Source organism: Roseobacter sp. HKCCA0434, assembly GCF_032464675.1.
GTDB lineage: Bacteria > Pseudomonadota > Alphaproteobacteria > Rhodobacterales > Rhodobacteraceae > Pontivivens.
On record NZ_JAWDKL010000032.1, the window covers coordinates 16,389 to 34,388 of the forward strand.

Consider the following 18,000-nt stretch of genomic DNA (forward strand, 5'->3'; position numbering starts at 1 on the left):
GAAAGGCGCATCCGACCCCGACGCTCAACGAAAGGGATCAGACCATTGCCGTCCCTCGCCACGACCTCGCCAGCGCAGACCGACCCCGGCAGCCTGTCCCGTGCCGAGTTCGACGGGTTTCTCGCCGTCTATCGCAGCTGGTTCTCCGACATAGCAACGCGCGAGACGGAAACGCTTCGCGCCCTTGGCCCGCATGCCCGCGCCGACTTGTCGAGCGCGGCCTGCCTCGCGGCCGTCCCCGCCCGGGGGATACCCGGTGCGGACCGTTTCGTGGTCGATGCGGTGCAGCAGTTCGCGAAGGCCCCGGTTGTGAACCTCCGCGCATCTGGCTTCGATCGACCGGTGGCGGAGGGGTCGGCCTTCTCGGTCCTCGACCTCTCGAAGGTCCGTGCTCGCGTGCTGCGCGCCGTAAGAAACACGCGGGATGTCACGCGGCCGCCGCACCCCGATGGCCCCGACACGATGACCCGCGACGAGTACGACGCCTTCGCGGCGGTCTGGGCCCACTACCACCGCCAGGATTTCGATCTTCGGGCCGGCGCGTCCCTCTTGCCGCCGCCGCCTGCCTACGATCCGTCCGGTCAGAACGCACGCCTCTTCGCCGTACTGGAGGTTCTGGGGGAGGGCATCTACGGCCACCTCTCGCCGGGAAACCCGGTGCGCATCGAGCGTGACGTGGTGACCCGCGCCATCTCCGGGCGCAGCCTTGCGGACCTGCGCGCGGTGCGCGACCGCCTGTCCCGCCGCCGCTCCGACCGGAGGACCCAATCATGAAGTTCCGCACCTTCGCCGCTTTCGTCGGGCCTTCGCTGATCCTGATGCTGATCTTCATCGCCGCCCCGCTGATCTCGGTGCTTTGGCAGAGCTTCCACCTCACCCAGGCCGAGTTCGAACGGGTCGAGGTCGAGAGCTGCACCCCCGGCTTCCTCGGCCAGACCTGCGTGACCGAGGTGCAGAACCGCCCCGTCATCGGCGCGGACGGGCGGGTGGTGGAGACGACCTCCTTCGTCGGCCTGCAGAACTACGGCCGCGTCGTCGATCCCGGACGGGCGGGGGAGGCGATCGCCCGTGGCGATCTGGGGGACCTGCTGTCGATCCCGTTCTGGAAGGCGCTGCGCTTCACGCTGACCTTCACGCTCCTGACCCTGCCGCTGGTGATCGGCGTCGGCCTGCTGATCGCGCTGACCGTCAACAACGCCGCGCGCAACATCCGCGGCCCCGCGATCTTCGTGTCGCTGCTGCCCTTCATCATCACGCCCGTGATCGGCGCGCTGTCGATCCGATGGCTCTTCGTCGGCGACGGCATCCTGACGGCGCTGATGGAAAGCTGGTCGGGCGCCGACATCGCCATGTTCGCGCAAGGCTGGACCATCGAGATCCTGATGATGTTCTACCGCGTCTGGCACGTCGCGCCCTTCGCCTTCGTGATCTTCTACGCCGGGCTCCAGACCGTGAACCAGGACACGCTGGAAAGCGCCATCATCGACGGCGCCAGCCGGTTCGAGCGTCTGCGCTACGTGATCGTGCCGCACCTGATGCCGCTGATCGTCTTCGTGGCGCTCATTCACCTGATGGACAGCTACCGCGTGTTCGAGGAGGTGATCGGCTTCCGCTCGGAGGCGTTCCGCATCTCGCTGCAATGGCTGACCTTCGACTACCTGACGCCCGACGACGCGGGCAACCGGGCGATCGGGCGGGCCTCGGCCTCCTCGATGCTGACCATGGTCGGGATCGTCATCCTACTGATACCGCTGCTGCGCCGGACCTGGCGCGACCACAAGGGGACGTCGAAATGAGCACGCCGCGCGCCCTGCGCCAGCCCGCCTCGCTGCGCCTCGCCTCCGCCGGGTTCCTCGCCTTCTGGTGCCTGATCGCGGCCTTCCCGCTGGTCTGGGTCGCGGTGATGAGCTTCAAGACACCCGTGGACGCCTTCGCCGCCGATCCGCTCGACGTGATCCTCGGGCCGGTGACGCGGGCGCGCGGGCACGGCCTGTCGGTCTTCGGCATCGTACTCCTGATGGGCGTGCTCTGGGCGCTCTACGACCTCGCCGCCAACCGCCTGCGCCCGCTGGTGGAGCGGCTCTCCCCGCCCGGCTGGGCGCCGCTGGGCTGGGTCGTCGCCGCCTTCGCCGCGCTGATCGTCGGCGCGCTGGTGCTGTTCGGCCTCTACCCGCTGCTGACGAACGCGCTCGATCCGATCCTCGGCCCGCTGGGGGAGCCGGTCATCGGGCTGACCACCGAGCATTACCGCGCGGTCTGGGTCGACAATGCCTTCTACCGCAACTTCCTCAACTCCATGCTGGTTACGGCGGGGGTGGTCACGATCTCCCTTACCGTGGGGACGCTGGCGGGCTACGGGCTCGCGCGCTCCGGCTCCGACCTCGCCTTCTGGCTGCTGATCGCCGCGCTGATCTTCCGCGCGCTGCCCCATTCGGTGCTGGTGACGGGCTACCTGCCGCCCTTCATCAACTCCGCCGAGATCCTGGAGCCGTTCCTGGGCTCCGCCGCACCGACGCTCTACGGCCAGCCCTGGGCGGTGATCGTGGTGCTGGTCTCGATCAACCAGCCCTTCACCATCTGGATGCTGCGCAGCTTCTTCCAGTCGATCCCGGCCGAGCTCGACGAGGCCGCCCGCGTCGACGGCTGCTCGCATTTCGGAGCGTTCCGGCGGGTCATCATGCCGGTGATGTGGCCGGGGGTCATCACGACGGGGCTGTTCAGCTTCCTGCTCGCCTACAACGATTATCTGGTGACGGCGCTGCTGCTCGACGCGCAGAACCAGACGATGGTGCCCGCAATCACCGGCTTCTTCAATCGGGAGACGACGACCACCGACCAGGTGCAGGCGGTGGCTGCGGCCGTGTCGATCACCGCGCCGCTGTTCCTGTTGGTGATGGTGTTCCAGCGCCAGATCGTCAGCGGCCTGACGGCGGGGGCGGTGAAGGGGTGATCGCCGCTCCGGTGGACGAGCCGCGCATCGCCGGGCCGCGGTGCGGCGATCCAACCTTGGAGCATGGCACTTTATGGCAGCCAAGTCCGTCAGACTTCACCGCAGCGCGCCTGCATCGACCAAATCGCCGTGCCGGGGGGCGGCCCGGCGATGCGCGGCGGGCTTCGCCCTTGATTCCGCGCATGGCAGCCAAACAAGCCCTTGCGCCACGCTTAATTTCCGCTAGCCTTGCATACGTATTCAAATCGAGGAGTCGCCCATGAAAGGATCCAGACCGGAGCAGGCCGTCCTGACCCGCGACACCGACCTCACGAAAACCGAGCAAACCCGCGCCACCATCGAAGGCATGGTCGACGGGCTCAACGACCACCGCATCGCGGATATCGGTGATTTCTTCTCCGAGAGCTTCCGCTGGATGGGCAATCAGGGCTGCGGCACCAAGCACGGCCTGCGAGAATTCCAGGACAACTGGCAAAAACCCTTCCAGGCGGCCTTCCACGACAAGACCTGCATCGACGAGGCCCGCCTCTACATGGGCGAATGGGCCGCCGCCTTCGGTCGGCAGGAGGCGACGCATGGCGGGGAGTTCATGGGCATCCCCGCCACCGGCAAAAGGGTCGAGATCCGCTACATGGACTTCTGGAAGGTCGAGGACGGCAAGATCACCGACAACTGGGTGATGGTCGATTTCCCGCATGTCCTCGCCCAGCTCGGCCACGACGTGTTCGCGGGCGAGGGGTGGGAGGCGTTCGATCGCGGGGAAAAGACCCCGCCCGCGCCGTGAGCGCCCGAATGCCTCTCGCGACGCCAGACCGGCGGCCGCGCCGCGGGGTGGACGCGAATGCGGCCGCCCCGGGGGGGCGGTGCGGCCGCCGGTCGGGCCATCAGCCCGACCGAAGGTCCTTGTCGTGACCCCCGCTCTGCTCATAGAGGCGATCCGGCGCCGCCATTCCGATCTTGTCGCCACCGACAGCTGGGGAGAGACTGGCCTGTTCCTCAATCCCGGCGGCGGGCTGAAGCGCGGCGTCTACGTGGCTACGGTCAAGACCAAGGACGGCGCGAACGACCGCGCCTCCGCGCTCGACCGACCCGGCATCTTCCGGCTCAATATCGGCGTGCCGCCCGCGGTCTGTGAGGCGCTGTTCGGACGGCGTCCGACCCGTCCTTCCAGACGCGGCATCGTCAATACCCGCCACGACTTCGCCGCAACCGACACCCTCACGCCGCATCCGGTTTATGGCTGGATGGGCTGGGTCGCCATCCTCAACCCGTCCGAGCGGCGCTGGCCGCACCTCGCCGAATTGATCGACGCGGCGCATGCCAAGGGTGCGGCCGCGGCGTCCAAACGTCTCGCCAAGGAACAGCCATGACCATCCGCCATCTCAAGACCGCCCGCTCCGATGCCGACCGGGCCGAAGACGACGCAAAGGTCCGCAGCGCCGTCGAGGCCACGCTCGCCGAGATCGAGGCGCGCGGCGACGTGGCGGTAAGCGAGCTTTCGGAGAAGTTCGACGGCTACACCCCCGACAGCTTCCGCCTGACCGAGGCCGAGATCGATGCCCTGATCGCCCAGCTCACCGACCGCGAGCTTGCCGACATCAAATTCGCGCAGGAGCAGGTGCGCAACTTCGCGCAGGCCCAGCGCGACTCTCTGCTCGATATCGAGGTCGAGACGCTGCCCGGCGTGATCCTGGGCCACAAGAACATCCCCGTCCAATCGGTCGGCTGCTACGTGCCGGGGGGCAAGTTCCCCATGGTCGCTTCCGCCCACATGTCCGTCGCCACTGCCAGCGTCGCGGGCGTCCCGCGCATCGTCGCCTGCACGCCGCCCTTCAAGGGCAAGCCCAACCCGGCGGTGATCGCCGCGATGAAGTTCGGCGGCGCGCACGAGATCTACGTTCTCGGCGGCATCCAGGCCGTCGGCGCTATGGCGCTGGGGACCGAGACGATCGAACCCGTCCACATGCTCGTCGGCCCCGGCAACGCCTTCGTGGCCGAGGCCAAACGCCAACTCTACGGCCGCGTCGGCATCGACCTCTTCGCCGGTCCGACCGAGACGATGGTGATCGCCGACGACACCGTGGACGGAGAGCTCTGCGCGACCGACCTGCTGGGCCAGGCCGAGCATGGCTACAACTCCCCCGCCGTGCTCGTCACCAATTCCGAGAAGCTGGCGCGGGATACGCTCTCCGAGATCGACCGCCTGCTCGCCATCCTGCCGACCGCCGAGACCGCCGGCGTCTCTTGGCGCGACTATGGCGAGGTGATCCTGTGCGACACGCATGACGAGATGCTGGAGGTCGCCAACGACATCGCCTCCGAGCATGTGCAGGTGATGACCGACCGCGACGACTGGTATCTGGAGCACATGCACTCCTACGGCGCGCTGTTCCTCGGGGCGCGGACAAACGTCTCGAACGGGGACAAGGTCATCGGCACCAACCACACCCTGCCCACGAAGAAGGCGGGCCGCTATACCGGCGGGCTCTGGGTCGGCAAGTTCCTCAAGACCCATTCCTATCAACGCATCACGACCGACGCGGCCGCAGCCGAGATCGGCGCCTACGCCTCGCGGCTGTGCACGCTCGAAGGCTTCGTCGGCCATGCCGAACAGGCGAACGTCCGCGTCCGCCGCTACGGCGGTCGCAACGTGCCCTACGGGGAGGCGGCGGAGTGAGACACGAGTTGCAGCCAATTCAATTCAAGTCGCCCTGGCATCTCGAACGCGCCCGACCCGCCCCGTGTCGCCGGAGGCGAACCTTCTGTTCGGCGGGCGCGACGATCGCACAGGATCGGAGCCGTGTCGTAAGATGAACCTGACCCCCTTCACCACCGCCCTCTACGACGGCGACGGCACCGACGCCGCCCGCGCGATCGAGGCCACCTTCGCCCCCGACGCTCTCGTCCGCCTCTGCCACCCGCTCGGCGACATGGACCCCTCGGGCCTCGCCGACGCCTACGCCACGCTCCGCAGCGCCATGCCCGATTTCGAACGGCGCGTCTGGATCGAGATGGCCGGCGAGGACGATCACGGCGCGCACTGGGTGGGGCAGGGGGCCACGATCATCGGCACCTTCACTGCCCCCTGGCTCGACATTCCCCCGACCGGGCACCTCGTCCACATGCGCTGCCACGACTTCTTCCGCATCGAAGGCGGCCGTGTGGTCGAGATGCAGTCGATCTGGGACATTCCCGAACTGATGATGCAGGCGGGCGCCTGGCCGCTCGCCCCCTCGCTCGGCCGCGAATGGCATGTCCCCGGCCCGACCCCGCAGGACGGGCTCGGCCCCCACACGCCCGGCACCACCGCACGCGACCGCATCAAGGACATGCTCGACCATCTCAAGAAGCACCCCGCGCAAGGCGGCCCCGAGGTGATGGAGATGGAGCGCTTCTGGCACCCCCGCATGACCTGGTACGGCCCGGCGGGCATCGGCACCGGGCGCGGCATCCAGGGCTTTCGCGACTGGCACCAGATCCCGTTCCTCGCCGGCATGCCCGATCGCGGGCAGTACGTGGACGAGATCACCTACCACTTCTTCGGCGCGGGCGACTACGCCGCCGTCACCGGCTGGCCCAACATGATCCAGACGATCACCCATCCCGGCTGGCTCGGCATCGCGCCCTCGGGCCAGCGGGTGACGATGCGCAGCCTCGACTTCTGGCGGCTCGAAGGCGACCGGATCCGCGAGAACTGGGTGCTCGTCGACATGCTCCACCTCTACGATCAGATCGGCGTGGACCCGCTGGCCCGGATGCGCGAATTCAACAAGGCGCGCACCGGCTTCGACCCCCAAACGGGACTTGCCGTTCGAGAGTCGAGGCTATGACGGTGACTCAGCGTATCACATATGGCTCCGTACATCTTGATATAAGCTGATATGGATGCTATGTGGTGATCAATGTTGCTCGTATCGCCCAGGAGAACCGAAATGAAGACTGTCCAGATCACCACCGACGCCTACGATTTTCTCGCAGCAAGGGCGCGCCCGTTTGCCAGCTTCGCCGAGACGCTCGATGAATTTCTCGCGCAGGCGTCCGAAAAGGCAGAAGATAGTGGAAGCGATGTGCTGAAGTACGATAACCCTAGAAACCTGCCCTCCGTCACCCACACGGTCTTGAAGGAATTCAAGGCAGATGGAGCATATGGTGGGTATGTCAGTTGGAACCACGCTCTGGAACATCTGATCGAGCTTAGCGCTGAGAAAGGTGTCGCCCGAGACGACATCAAGTCGATGCTCAAGTTGAAGTTCGTGGACGGGCAGAAATCCGATAACGGATATAGGTATGTGCCTGCTGCAGGTATAAGTTTCCAAGGGGTCGATGCCCGCCGCGCGCTTCAAGCGGCAGTCGCATTGGCGGCACACTCTGATATCGATATACTGTATCGGTTCGTATGGGCCGATAGCGATAAGGCGGCACATCCGGGGCGTTGGGGCGAGTTGCACCTCCAGTCCGAAAAGCTATCGCAATGACCCTGCCCATCACCCCCTCTTTCCGCCTCGACGGGCGCCGGGCCCTCGTCACCGGCGCCTCCTCCGGCATCGGGCTCGCCTGCGCCGTGGCGCTCGCGGAGGCGGGGGCCGAGGTCACGCTCGCCGCCCGCCGCGCCGACGCGCTGGAGGAGGCCGCGACCGCCCTGCGCGACCGCGGCCTGACCGCCCACGCCGCGCCGCTCGACGTCACCGACCTCGCCGCGGTGCGGGCGCTGACCGAGCGCGACGAACCCTTCGACATCCTGCTGAACTCCGCCGGTCTCGCCCGGCATTCTCCGGCCACCGATACGACCGAAGCCGATTTCGACGCGGTCGCGAATCTCAACATCAAGGCGGCCTATTTCCTCGCCCAGGCCGTCGCGAAGCCGCTGATCGCGGCGGGCAAACCCGGCGCGATCCTCCAGATCTCCAGCCAGATGGCCCATGTCGGCGGCATCGACCGCGCGGTCTACGCGGCCACGAAACACGCGGTCGAGGGCATGACCAAGGCGATGGCCATCGAATGGGGCCCGCATGCCATCCGCGTCAATACGATCTGCCCGACCTTCATCCGCACCCCGCTCACCGAACCCACCTTCGCCGATCCCGAAAAACGCGCCTGGATCGAGGGCAAGATCAAGCTGCCTCGCGTCGGCGCGGTCGAGGATATCATGGGCGCCGCGATCTTCCTCGCCTCGGACGCGGCGGCGATGATCACCGGCACCTCGCTGCTCGTCGATGGCGGGTGGACCGCGGGATGAGGCCGACCGTCCGACAGGCGTATTTGCAGGAAGCTGAAGCGCAGCCCGCTCCTTCATCTTCCCCGAAATACGCGAAGTCCACCGCAGAGGGAGGGCGCCGCCCATGCCGGTGACCGCAACGGATGTCGCGCGCCGCGCGGGCGTCAGCCAGTCGGCCGTCAGCCGGGTCTTCACCCCCGGCGCGTCGGTCAGCCCGCGCATGGCCGCCAAGGTGCGCAAGGCGGCGGAGGAGCTCGGCTACCGCCCCAACCGCCTCGCCCGCTCGCTCATCACCGGCAAGAGCCGGGTGATTGGGCTGCTCGTCGCCTATCTCGACAACCAGTTCTACCCCGACGCCATTGAGCGGCTGAGCCGCGCGCTGCAGGCGCGGGGCTATCACGTCATGGTCTTCCTCGCTTCCAACGAGGCGGCGGAGGTCGACGGCGTGATCGAGGATCTGCTCTCGCACCAGGTCGACGGGCTCGTCATGGCGTCTGTCTCGATTTCCTCCGACCTCGCCGGGCGCTGCGCCGATCTCGGCATCCCGGTCGTACAGTTCAACCGCGCGCAAGGCGACGACCGGCTCTCCGCCGTCACCTCCGCCAACCTCGCGGGCGGGCGGGAGGTCGCGCGGCACCTCGTCGCCTGCGGCCACACCCGCATCGCGCATATCTCCGGCTGGCTCGGCGCCTCGACCGGGCAGGACCGCGCGCGCGGATTCGCGCAAGGGCTGGAGGAGGCGGGCCAGCGCCTCTTCGCCCAGATCGACGGGCGCTACGACCGGCAGGCGGCGCAGGACGCGGCGGTCGAGCTGTTCTCCGCCCCCGCCCATGCACGGCCCGATGCGGTGTTCGTCGGCAACGACCACATGGCCTTTGCCGTGATGGACGTGATCCGCTTCGAGCTGGGCCTCTCGATCCCCGACGACGTCGCCGTGGTCGGCTACGACGACAGCCCCATCGCCGCCTGGCCCGCCTATGATCTGACGACCATGCGCCAGCCGCTGGGCCGCATGGTCGAGCAGACCGTCGACACCCTGCTGGACCGGATCGAGCAGGGCGACCTCGCCCCCCGCCGGGTCGAGATCGGCGGCACCCTGATCCGCCGCGGCTCCACCCGCCCGCTGCAAGAGGACTGAGACATGATCTATTCCAACCGCTGGAACGACTTTCCCGACTACATCATCGGCATCACCAAGGAGATCTGGGAGGATCGCGGCATCGCGACCCTCGACGACTACTACGCCGCGGACATCCCCGTCCGCTCCCCCGGCAGCCTCGTGGTCGGCAACGGCCCGGTGAAATCGGCGACGATGGCGACGCTGGCGGAGTTTCCCGACCGCACGCTCTACGGCGAGGACGTGATCTGGTGCCCGGACGAGAGCGGCGGGCCGGGGCATCTCAGCTCCCACCGGTTGCTCTCGACCGCGACCCATACCGGCGACGGCATGTACGGCAAGGCGACGGGCAGGCGGCTCACCTACCGCATCATCGCCGACTGCCACGCAATCGGGCAGACCATCGACGACGAATGGCTGATCCGCGATCAGGGCGCCATCGTCCGCCAGATGGGGTGGGAGCCGCGCGCCTTCGCCGCCGACCTGATCGCGCGCGAAGGCGGGCCGGAGCAGTGCGTGCGCCCCTTCACCCCCGCCATCGACCGCCCCGGCCCCTACAAGGGGCACGGCAACGACAGTGAATGGGGACTGCGATACGAGGAGATGCTGAGCGGCATCATGCGCGGCGACTTCGCCACCATTCCGCGCGACTACGACCGCGCGGTGCAGCTCGAACTGCCCGGCGGCGTCACCGGCCACTCCCATGTCGATGCCGACCGCTTCTGGATGGGCCTGCGCGCCAGCTTCCCCGACGCCACCTTCCGCGTCGAGCACCGCATCGGGCGCGAGGACGCGATGATGCCGCCCCGTGCCGCGATAAGGTGGAGCCTGCACGGCCGCCACGACGGCTGGGGCGCCTTCGGCACGCCCACGGGGGCCGAGGTCTACATCATGGGCGCGAGCCATGCCGAATTCGGCCCCTGGGGCCTGCGCCGCGAATGGACGCTCTACGACGAGACTGCGATCTGGAAGCAGATCCACCTGGCGACGGGCTGAGCGATGGACCTGTTCCGGGCGACCGAGCGGATGATGGCGATGGATGCGGCCACCTGGGCGCGCCACGCCAACCCGTGGAGCGGGTGGAGCCGCGTCCCCGTCCTACCGCTCGCCGCGCTCGCCATCTGGTCGCGGGTCTGGATCGTCTGGTGGGCGCTCGTTCCGCTGGCGCTGCTCGTCGCCTGGACGCTCCTCAACCCGCGCGCCTTCCCGCCGCCGCGCGATCTCGACACCTGGATGAGCCGCGGCGTGCTGGGCGAGCGGCTCTGGCTCGATCGTGCGCGCCGGCCCGTGCCCGCCCATCATGCCCGCGCCGCGCGCCTCACCACGGCCATCGCGGCGGCGGGCCTCGTCCCGCTCGCCTGGGGGCTCTGGTCGCTCGACGCGGGCTGGACCGTGGCCGGCCTCGTCCTCGCCGTGGGGGGCAAGCTGTGGTTCCTCGACCGCATGGTCTGGCTCCACGCCGACATGACCGCGCACCCGCCCGGCACGCCCTTGCCGACGACCCATCCCGCAGCCCTAGGAGAGACCCCATGACCGCCCCGAAACTCGTCCGCTACGGCGAACTCAAGCCCTGCAAGACCGCCTTCATCGACGCCCACACACCCGGCTCGAACCAGAAGGAGAACTTCACCATCATCGGCGGCGGCGTGAGCGAGAGCGCGGATCAGCACGTCCACATCACCGACGCGATCGGCTTCAATATCGGGGCCGCGGGCCAGCCGCCCAAGTGCCGCAACTCGCTGCATTCCCACCGCACGGCGGAGGTGTTCTTCGTCGCCTCGGGCCGCTGGCGCTTCTTCTGGGGGCGGCATGGCGATGCGGGCGAGGTGGTGCTGGAGCAAGGCGACATCATCGACATCCCCACCGGCATCTTCCGGGGCTTCGAGAATATCGGCACCGATTACGGGATGATCATGGCGGTGCTGGGCGGCGACGACGCGGGCGGCGGCGTGATCTGGGCGCCGCAGGTGATCGAGGACGCAGCCGATCACGGCCTCGTCCTGGCCGAGACGGGCAAGCTCTACGACACCAAGCGCGGCGAGGCGCTGCCCGAAGGCGTCGCGCCCATGCCGGTGCTGACCGAGGAGGAACTCGAGGACTTCCCCGAACTCACCCCGCAGCAGGTCGTCGGCTGGGGCGTGCGCCGCTATCTCGACATGGCCGCACTCGCCAACGGGCAACCGTGCAAGGTCATCGGGGCCGAGGGCATCATCCGCGACACCCCCGGTTTCGAGGTCGCGCTGATCACCGAGAAATCCGGCGCCGATGCGGTCCATGCCCATGACAAGCCCCACGTCCTGATGCCGGTGCGCGGCCACTGGCGGCTCGACTGGGACGGCGGCACCGAAACCCTCGCCCCCGGCGACACCGCGCTGGTCCCCGCGGGCCTCGCCCACTCCGCCAAGCCGTCGATGACCGGCGAGGCCGCGCTCTACCACATCGTCGCCACGGACGACCCGGCGGGGCCGTCGAGCCTCTGGGCCTGACCCCTCGCGGCGCGGGATCGACTGGACTGTTGATCCCCGCCCCGTCCCGCGGGACAGTCGCCCCCATGAGCGAGATCGACGACTACCTGCGCTATTACGCGAAACTCAAGGCTCCGGGCTACGCGGTGCTCGTCACCGGCGCCTGGGGCGTCGGCAAGACCCACCAGGTCCGCGCCGCGCTGGGGCAGGAGGGGCATTACTATGTCAGCCTGAACGGGCTGCGCACCGTTGAGCAGGTTCAAAGTGCCATCTTTGGTGCGCTGTCGCCGAATGAGGAAAAGCTGAGACGGTTTCTGAAGCCCGTTGAAGGCGCCTTGAAAGATGCAGGTGGCGCCTTCGCAATTGCCGGATCTTTTGCAGCAAATATAATGAACGGGGCAATCTCGGCGCAGATCGAAGCCGATCAGCCAATCGTGTTCGATGACTTGGAACGGTGCGAACTCGATCTCGTGTCGACGCTTGGACTCATTGCGGCGTTCATAGAGGTACACCAATTTCCAGTTGTTGTGATCGGGAATGAGAGCGAAATCTCAAGGCACGATGTCGGTTTTGAGCGGTTGAAAGAAAAGATCTTCGGCCAGACCCTGCACGCCGAATCTCAAGTTGCAGAAGCCTACGATGCCTTTCTGGACGACCACAACCACGACCGCGACGACCGCACGGCGCTGGAGACCCACCGCGACACCATCCTCGCGACCTTCCAACGCTCCGGGGTCCGCTCCCTGCGCATCCTACGCCATGTCATGCAGGACACCGCCCGCCTGATCGCCTGCATCCCGGAGGATTTGCGGCAGGAGCCTTATCCGATAGGAGGCCTGATCGCCCAGCACGTCGCATTGGATTGCGAGTACCGGGCGGGACGCCTGACGGCGGAGGAGGTGGCGGGTTTTTCGACGGCCGTTGCGCTGTCAAATTTTCGCAAGGGAAAGGAGGGGAGCCGCTCTGCTCCGCGCGAGGTTTTCGAAAGGCATGGATTCGCATACATCCTCCACATGCCTGAACACCTGATCGCCAGGATGATCGTGCAGGGACTCTACCCGGCGAACGAGATCGAGGCCGCCCTGTCCCAATCTCCGACCTACGGTTCACCCGAATCCGAGCCGCCTTGGTTAACGATCTACAGAGCACGGGAACGCAACCCGCAGCAGATCGAGACGGCCCGCGATGAACTTTGCCGAAGGCTCGACGGCGACGACAAGACCCCGTTGGGGATCCTCCTGCACGAGTTCTCCGCACTGCTCAAACTTGTCAGAGCCGGGCTGATCGACCTGTCGGAGGACGACCTCGTCGAGAGGTTCGAAGCAAGACTGACGCATTTGTCCGATCTAGGTTTTCTGCCCGCGATCGTACCGGACGGCAGGCCAGACTTTCTGGATCACGAAGGCAGTCACGGATACAGTTTCTGGTCGGCAGATGACCCGCGTCATGACCGCATCTCCAAGACCATCAAGTCTCTCCGTGACGATGCTTGGAAAAAAGAGCGCGACCGCCTCGCGCGTAGCCTGCTTGGCGACCTGGCAACCGATATCGACCTGTTCTGTGGTCGGATCACCGGAGATACGGACGATCTCCAGCTACAGGCCGTCCCGATCCTTCACGCGCTCCACCCGGACGACTTCATCGCCGCTTGGCACGGCCATCCACCCGAAGACTGGCATCACGTCGCCGACGCCCTGCGACACCGCTATGACGGCGCCCATCCCCAACTCGCCGACGAAACCGATTGGCGCGAAGCCCTCGCCGATGCCCTCGACGCGAAGGCCGCGGCGGAGCGCGACCCCGTCCGCGCCTTCCTCATTCGCGAGACGACGCCGCCAAACCTGCGCCCCGCGCCCCCCGAAGCTCCGCACGGATAGCCGCCAGCTCCGCCAGGATGCGCTCGTTGTCGCTCGTCAGGCTCTCCCGTTCCGCCGCCGCCTCCGCCGCGTGCTCGGACTGCATCGCATCCACGATCACCCCGATGAAGAGGTTCAGCACCGTGAACGCCGTCGCGAGGATGAACGGCAGGAACAGCGCCCAGGCCCAGGGATGCACCTCCATCACCGGCCGCACGATCCCCATCGACCAGCTTTCCAGCGTCATCACCTGGAACAGCGTGTAGCCTGACGCGGCCAGCGTCCCGAACCACTCCGGGAACGTCTCGCCGAAGGCCTGTGTGCAGATCACCGCGAAGACGTAGAAGATCAGGCCCAGGAGCAGCACGATCGACCCCATCCCCGGCAGCGCCTCGATCAGCCCCTGCACCACGCGCCGCATCGCGGGCACCGTGGAGACGAGGCGCAAGGCCCGCAGGATCCGGAACGCCCGCAAGGCACTCAGCGCCCCCGTCGCCGGGATCAGCGCCACCGCCACGATCACCGTGTCGAACCAGCGCCACGGATCGCGCACGAACCCGCGCGGATCGGCGTAGAGCCGCAGCGCCAGCTCCACCACGAACACCGCCACGATCACCCGGTCGAGCGTCTGCAACAGCGCCAGCGCACTTCCACGCGCCGCCGTCTCGAAGCCCAGCACGATGGCATTGAACACGATGAGCGCGATCACCCCCCGCTCGAACATCGGATGGTTCACCAAGCCCCGGACCCGCGCGCGCATCATCACCTCCCGCTGCACCGCGGATCAGATGCCCCTATTCCGAGGCGTCTTCAAGAGCGGCGAGGATGTCTTCGCGCAGGGCGGTGGCTTGCTGGTGATAGTGGGACATGTGCACGGGGTCATAGATCTCCAGCGACAGATCCACGGCAGAGAGTGCCGACCGGAGATGAGAGGTCGAATGCTCGGTTTCAATCTCCGACCAGCATTCATAGAGAAGACCAAGATTTTTCTGCGTCATCGCCCACTGCACCGGATGCGCCTCCCGCGTGCGGACCTCAAGACTAGCGCGATAAGCCGCGACGGATTGCCCGAATAGATCGGCCCCTGCCGACCCGTCGGTGCGTATGCCTTGCTGGTAAAGCGCGCCGCCGAGATTGTTTTGCGTTATCGCCCATTGCACCGGATGCGCCTCCCGCGTGAAGATCTCCAGCGCGGCGCGATAGGCCGCAACCGCCTTCCCGAGCAGATCGGCCCCTGCCGACCCGGCGGTGCGGGTGCCTTGCTGGTAAAGCGCGTTGCCGAGATTGTTCTGCGTCCCCGCCCAGTCCACCGGATGCGCCTCCCGCGTGCGGACCTCCAGCGCGGCGCGATGGGCCGCGACGGCCCGCCCGAGCAGATCGGCCCCTGCCGACCCGGCGGTGCGGGTGCCTTGCTGGTAAAGCGCGTTGCCGAGATTGTTCTGCGTCATCGCCCAGTCCACCGGATGCGCCTCCCGCGTGCGGACCTCCAGCGCGGCGCGATAGGCCGCGACGGCTTGCCCGAGCAGATCCGTTCCTGCCGACCCGCCTGTGCGGGTGCCTTGCGCTTCTAGTGCAATGCCAAGATTGTTCAGCGTCCCCGCCCAAAAGTTGGCGGACCCTCCGCGTGTAACGACTGTCAAATTTTTTCGCAAAAGCAAGATTGTGCCCGCCAAGCCAGTCCCGCCGTATCTCGCTCCACTATCATATAATGCCTGTGCGAAGACCGCTCGCCGCTCCCAGCCCTCCATCACATCCAGCGCATCGAACGGATCGCAGGCCTCCTGAAAATGCACCAGCGCCTTGTCCGCATCACCCGCAAGCAGGGCCGCGCGGCCCCGCTGTTCGCGCAGATCCGCCAGCTTGCGGATCGGGGCGAGCGCGTGCTCCTGCACCTGCATCTCTTCCGCATCCGAGAGGCGCACATCCGCTTCGGCAAAATCGCCACGCGCGATGGCATCCTCGGCGGCGGCCATCAGGTTGGCGATCCGCCCGTCGGCCTCGGCCAATGCCGCGAACCGCGTCTTGAGTTCGCGATACTCGGCGGCCTTGTCCTTCAGGAACCTCTGCAAATCGGGCAGGGGCGCATCGGGATTGTCGTGTCCGAAGCGTTGGGCGATATTCTCCAGAAACTCGCGCGGTGCGCCGACCACAGTGTTGAATATCTCATCGACCCGACGAGCGATCTCCGCCTGTTCCGCGCGGATCAGACCGATCTGCTGCGCCTGCGCGATGCTCAACTGTTTGCGGAACTGGCGGTAGAAGGCGTCCTCCTCCACCGCCGCCTCCAGGCAGGTGCCGATCATGCGAGCTGCGAAGTCGAGTTGGTCGTCGTCCAGGTGACTTGCCCGCCGTGCGATCTCAGCCCGCAACTGCCGGGTCGCGGCGCCGGGAAACCCCTCGGGCGTCAGCGCGCTCTGCGCCAGTTGGCGCGGCTCGAACAGGCAGGAGGCCGCTATGCCGTCGACAGCCTCCATCGCCTGCCGCATGAGTATCGCGTGGTCCTCGGGGAAGTGGGTCAGCGCTTTCGCGTACTCCTTCTCGACCCGCTTCAAGACGCGCGCGCATTCGCCTGACAGCTGCTTGTCGCGTCCCAGAACCGCAGCGACCACCCCGGTTGATGCCGCAATCGTCGGCAGTCCCTGCGACAGGTCTCCGAAACAGAGCGCGGTCGCCCCGACCGTCATCTCGACAACATCCTTCAGCATCGCGCCTCCCTTCTGCCGACCCTATCGCCTCCAGCCCCTCGCGCCAGTGTGGATCCGCACGCCCAGCTTGCATACGATTGCAAGGCGGGGTTAACCTCTCCCCATGCCCGACGCGGTGCCATACGCTTGCCATACGCGTGCCATACGCATCGCAGACCGCGCCGGGGCCATTAACGAAGCTTGCCAGACGGGGTAACGAAGATGACCATCCTGACCACTCATGTCGGCTCTCTGCCCCGCACTCAAGACGTCGTGGACATGATCTTCGCGCGCGAGCGGGGGGAGCCCTACGACCAGGCCGCATTCGACCGCACAATGACCGAGGCCGTCTCGGAAACCGTGCGAAAACAGGTGGATGCGGGCATCGACATCGTCTCGGACGGCGAGACGTCGAAGATCTCCTACGCCACCTATGTCAAGGACCGCTACACCGGCTTCTCCGGCGACAGCCCGCGCAACGCGCCCGCCGATCTCAAGAAATTCCCGAGCTTTCTCAAGCGTCTGGCGAACGAAGGTGGCACGCCGCAATATGCCCGCCCCATGTGCACCGGCGAGGTCCGCTCCAAGGGCCAGGGCGAGCTGGAGAAGGACATCGCCAACCTGAAGGCCGCGATGCAGGCGCACGGTGCGTCTCGCGGCTTCATGAACGCGGCCTCGCCAGGTGTCATCTCCCTGTTCTTGCAGAACGATTTCTACAAGACCCGCGACGCCTACCTCGCCGCCCTCGCCGACGCGATGAAGGCGGAATACGAGACGATCGTGGCCGCGGGGCTCGACCTGCAACTCGATTGCCCCGACCTCGCGCTGTCGCGCCACATGCTCTTCGCCGACCTAACGGACGCCGAATTCGTGAAGATCGCCGACGCCCATGTCGAGGCCCTGAACCACGCGCTGCGGGACGTCCCGCAAGACCGCGTCCGCATCCACATCTGCTGGGGCAACTACGAGGGCCCCCATGTCTGCGACATCGACATGAACACGGTTTTACCAACGTTAATGAAGGCGAAGGCCACCTATCTGCTGTTCGAGACCTCCAACCCCCGCCACGCGCATGAATGGGAGGTCTTCCAAGACCACAAGCCCGAGATCCCTGAAGATCGCATCCTCGTGCCGGGTGTCGTCGATACCACCACGAACTTCGTCGAGCATCCGAAGCTCGTCGCGCAACGTCTTGAGAGATTTACAGGTATCGTTGGAGCGGACCGGGTGATTGCCGGGTCCGATTGCGGGTTCGGCACCTTCGCGGGCTTCGGTGCGGTGGACCCAGAGATCGCCTATGCCAAGCTCGGCGCGTTGGTCGAGGGAGCGCGGATCGCCGGGGGCGCGGGGTGAGGCAGCTCGTCGTGCTGTGCGGTCTGCCCGGAAGCGGCAAGACCACGCTGGCACGCGGGATCGCCGCCGCCTTGCCCGCCACCTTTCTGCGGATCGATGCGATCGAGCGCGGTGTGGCCGAGGCGCTGGGGCCGCTCGACCAGCGCGACGCGGCCTATCGCGCGGCGGTGGAGCTGGCGGGGGAGGCGCTGGCGCTCGACCAGAACGTCGTGGCCGATGCCGTGCACGGGATGGAGGTTCTGCTCGACCGCTGGCGGGCGCTCGCCGCCGACCGGTGCGCGCGGGCGACCATCATCGAATGCGTGCTGGCCGATCGCGACCTGCACCGCGCGCGGGTCGAGGCCCGCCACGCCGCCGGGG

General features: G+C 67.0%; 18 protein-coding genes. 16 read left to right on the forward strand and 2 right to left on the reverse strand.

The annotated features are described in order from the left end of the window. Positions 1-45: 45 nt before the first annotated feature. The 14 genes from RX333_RS15525 to RX333_RS15590 all read left to right on the forward strand — a co-directional run bounded on the left by RX333_RS15525 (position 46) and on the right by RX333_RS15590 (position 13,624). Positions 46-774, forward strand: coding sequence for a hypothetical protein (locus tag RX333_RS15525; RefSeq protein WP_316015869.1), 729 nt, complete (start codon positions 46-48; stop codon positions 772-774). After that, positions 771-1,796, forward strand: a complete 1,026-nt coding sequence (locus RX333_RS15530) for a sugar ABC transporter permease (RefSeq protein WP_316015870.1) — start codon at positions 771-773, stop codon at positions 1,794-1,796. Before RX333_RS15525 ends, RX333_RS15530 begins: the two co-directional genes overlap by 4 nt. Further along, positions 1,793-2,950, forward strand: coding sequence for a carbohydrate ABC transporter permease (locus RX333_RS15535; RefSeq protein ID WP_316015871.1), 1,158 nt, complete (start codon positions 1,793-1,795; stop codon positions 2,948-2,950). The genes RX333_RS15530 and RX333_RS15535 overlap by 4 nt, the downstream gene beginning before the upstream one ends. 259 nt (positions 2,951-3,209) lie before the next feature. Beyond that, positions 3,210-3,734, forward strand: a complete 525-nt coding sequence (locus RX333_RS15540) for an ester cyclase (protein ID WP_316015872.1) — start codon at positions 3,210-3,212, stop codon at positions 3,732-3,734. A gap of 124 nt (positions 3,735-3,858) precedes the next feature. Continuing rightward, positions 3,859-4,320, forward strand: coding sequence for a DUF6194 family protein (locus RX333_RS15545; protein ID WP_316015873.1), 462 nt, complete (start codon positions 3,859-3,861; stop codon positions 4,318-4,320). Next, positions 4,317-5,627 (forward strand): histidinol dehydrogenase, encoded by a 1,311-nt coding sequence (hisD, locus tag RX333_RS15550; protein WP_316015874.1) that lies wholly within the window; start codon positions 4,317-4,319, stop codon positions 5,625-5,627. The genes RX333_RS15545 and hisD overlap by 4 nt, the downstream gene beginning before the upstream one ends. A 133-nt stretch (positions 5,628-5,760) precedes the next feature. Then, complete coding sequence (locus RX333_RS15555) at positions 5,761-6,780, forward strand: ester cyclase (protein WP_316015875.1); 1,020 nt, start codon at positions 5,761-5,763, stop codon at positions 6,778-6,780. A gap of 102 nt (positions 6,781-6,882) precedes the next feature. Beyond that, positions 6,883-7,425 (forward strand): T4SS efffector SepA family protein, encoded by a 543-nt coding sequence (locus tag RX333_RS15560; protein ID WP_316015876.1) that lies wholly within the window; start codon positions 6,883-6,885, stop codon positions 7,423-7,425. Continuing rightward, a complete protein-coding gene (locus RX333_RS15565) occupies positions 7,422-8,186 on the forward strand; it encodes an SDR family NAD(P)-dependent oxidoreductase (protein ID WP_316015877.1) in 765 nt (254 codons plus the stop codon). Before RX333_RS15560 ends, RX333_RS15565 begins: the two co-directional genes overlap by 4 nt. Before the next feature lie 103 nt (positions 8,187-8,289). Then, positions 8,290-9,303 (forward strand): LacI family DNA-binding transcriptional regulator, encoded by a 1,014-nt coding sequence (locus RX333_RS15570; protein ID WP_316015878.1) that lies wholly within the window; start codon positions 8,290-8,292, stop codon positions 9,301-9,303. Positions 9,304-9,306: 3 nt separating this feature from the next. Next, positions 9,307-10,278, forward strand: a complete 972-nt coding sequence (locus RX333_RS15575) for a nuclear transport factor 2 family protein (RefSeq protein WP_316015879.1) — start codon at positions 9,307-9,309, stop codon at positions 10,276-10,278. Positions 10,279-10,281: 3 nt separating this feature from the next. Further along, a complete protein-coding gene (locus RX333_RS15580; RefSeq protein WP_316015880.1) occupies positions 10,282-10,815 on the forward strand; it encodes a DUF6653 family protein in 534 nt (177 codons plus the stop codon). Further along, positions 10,812-11,768 carry a cupin domain-containing protein gene (locus tag RX333_RS15585; RefSeq protein ID WP_316015881.1) on the forward strand — a complete coding sequence of 319 codons (957 nt, stop codon included), beginning with the start codon at positions 10,812-10,814 and terminating at the stop codon, positions 11,766-11,768. Before RX333_RS15580 ends, RX333_RS15585 begins: the two co-directional genes overlap by 4 nt. 65 nt (positions 11,769-11,833) lie before the next feature. Beyond that, positions 11,834-13,624 (forward strand): hypothetical protein, encoded by a 1,791-nt coding sequence (locus tag RX333_RS15590; RefSeq protein WP_316015882.1) that lies wholly within the window; start codon positions 11,834-11,836, stop codon positions 13,622-13,624. Here RX333_RS15590 and RX333_RS15595 read toward each other — a convergent pair. Next, positions 13,563-14,381 carry an ion transporter gene (locus tag RX333_RS15595; RefSeq protein WP_316015883.1) on the reverse strand — a complete coding sequence of 273 codons (819 nt, stop codon included), beginning with the start codon at positions 14,379-14,381 and terminating at the stop codon, positions 13,563-13,565. The genes RX333_RS15590 and RX333_RS15595 overlap by 62 nt on opposite strands. Before the next feature lie 16 nt (positions 14,382-14,397). After that, positions 14,398-16,308, reverse strand: a complete 1,911-nt coding sequence (locus RX333_RS15600) for a tetratricopeptide repeat protein (protein WP_316015884.1) — start codon at positions 16,306-16,308, stop codon at positions 14,398-14,400. Between the two features lie 201 nt (positions 16,309-16,509). Between RX333_RS15600 and RX333_RS15605 the strand changes: the two genes are divergently transcribed. Further along, entirely contained in the window at positions 16,510-17,640 is a 1,131-nt protein-coding gene (locus RX333_RS15605; protein WP_316015885.1) for a cobalamin-independent methionine synthase II family protein, read from the forward strand. Then, on the forward strand, positions 17,637-18,000 hold a 364-nt coding region (locus RX333_RS15610), incomplete at its 3' end, for an ATP-binding protein (protein WP_316015886.1). The genes RX333_RS15605 and RX333_RS15610, both read left to right, overlap by 4 nt.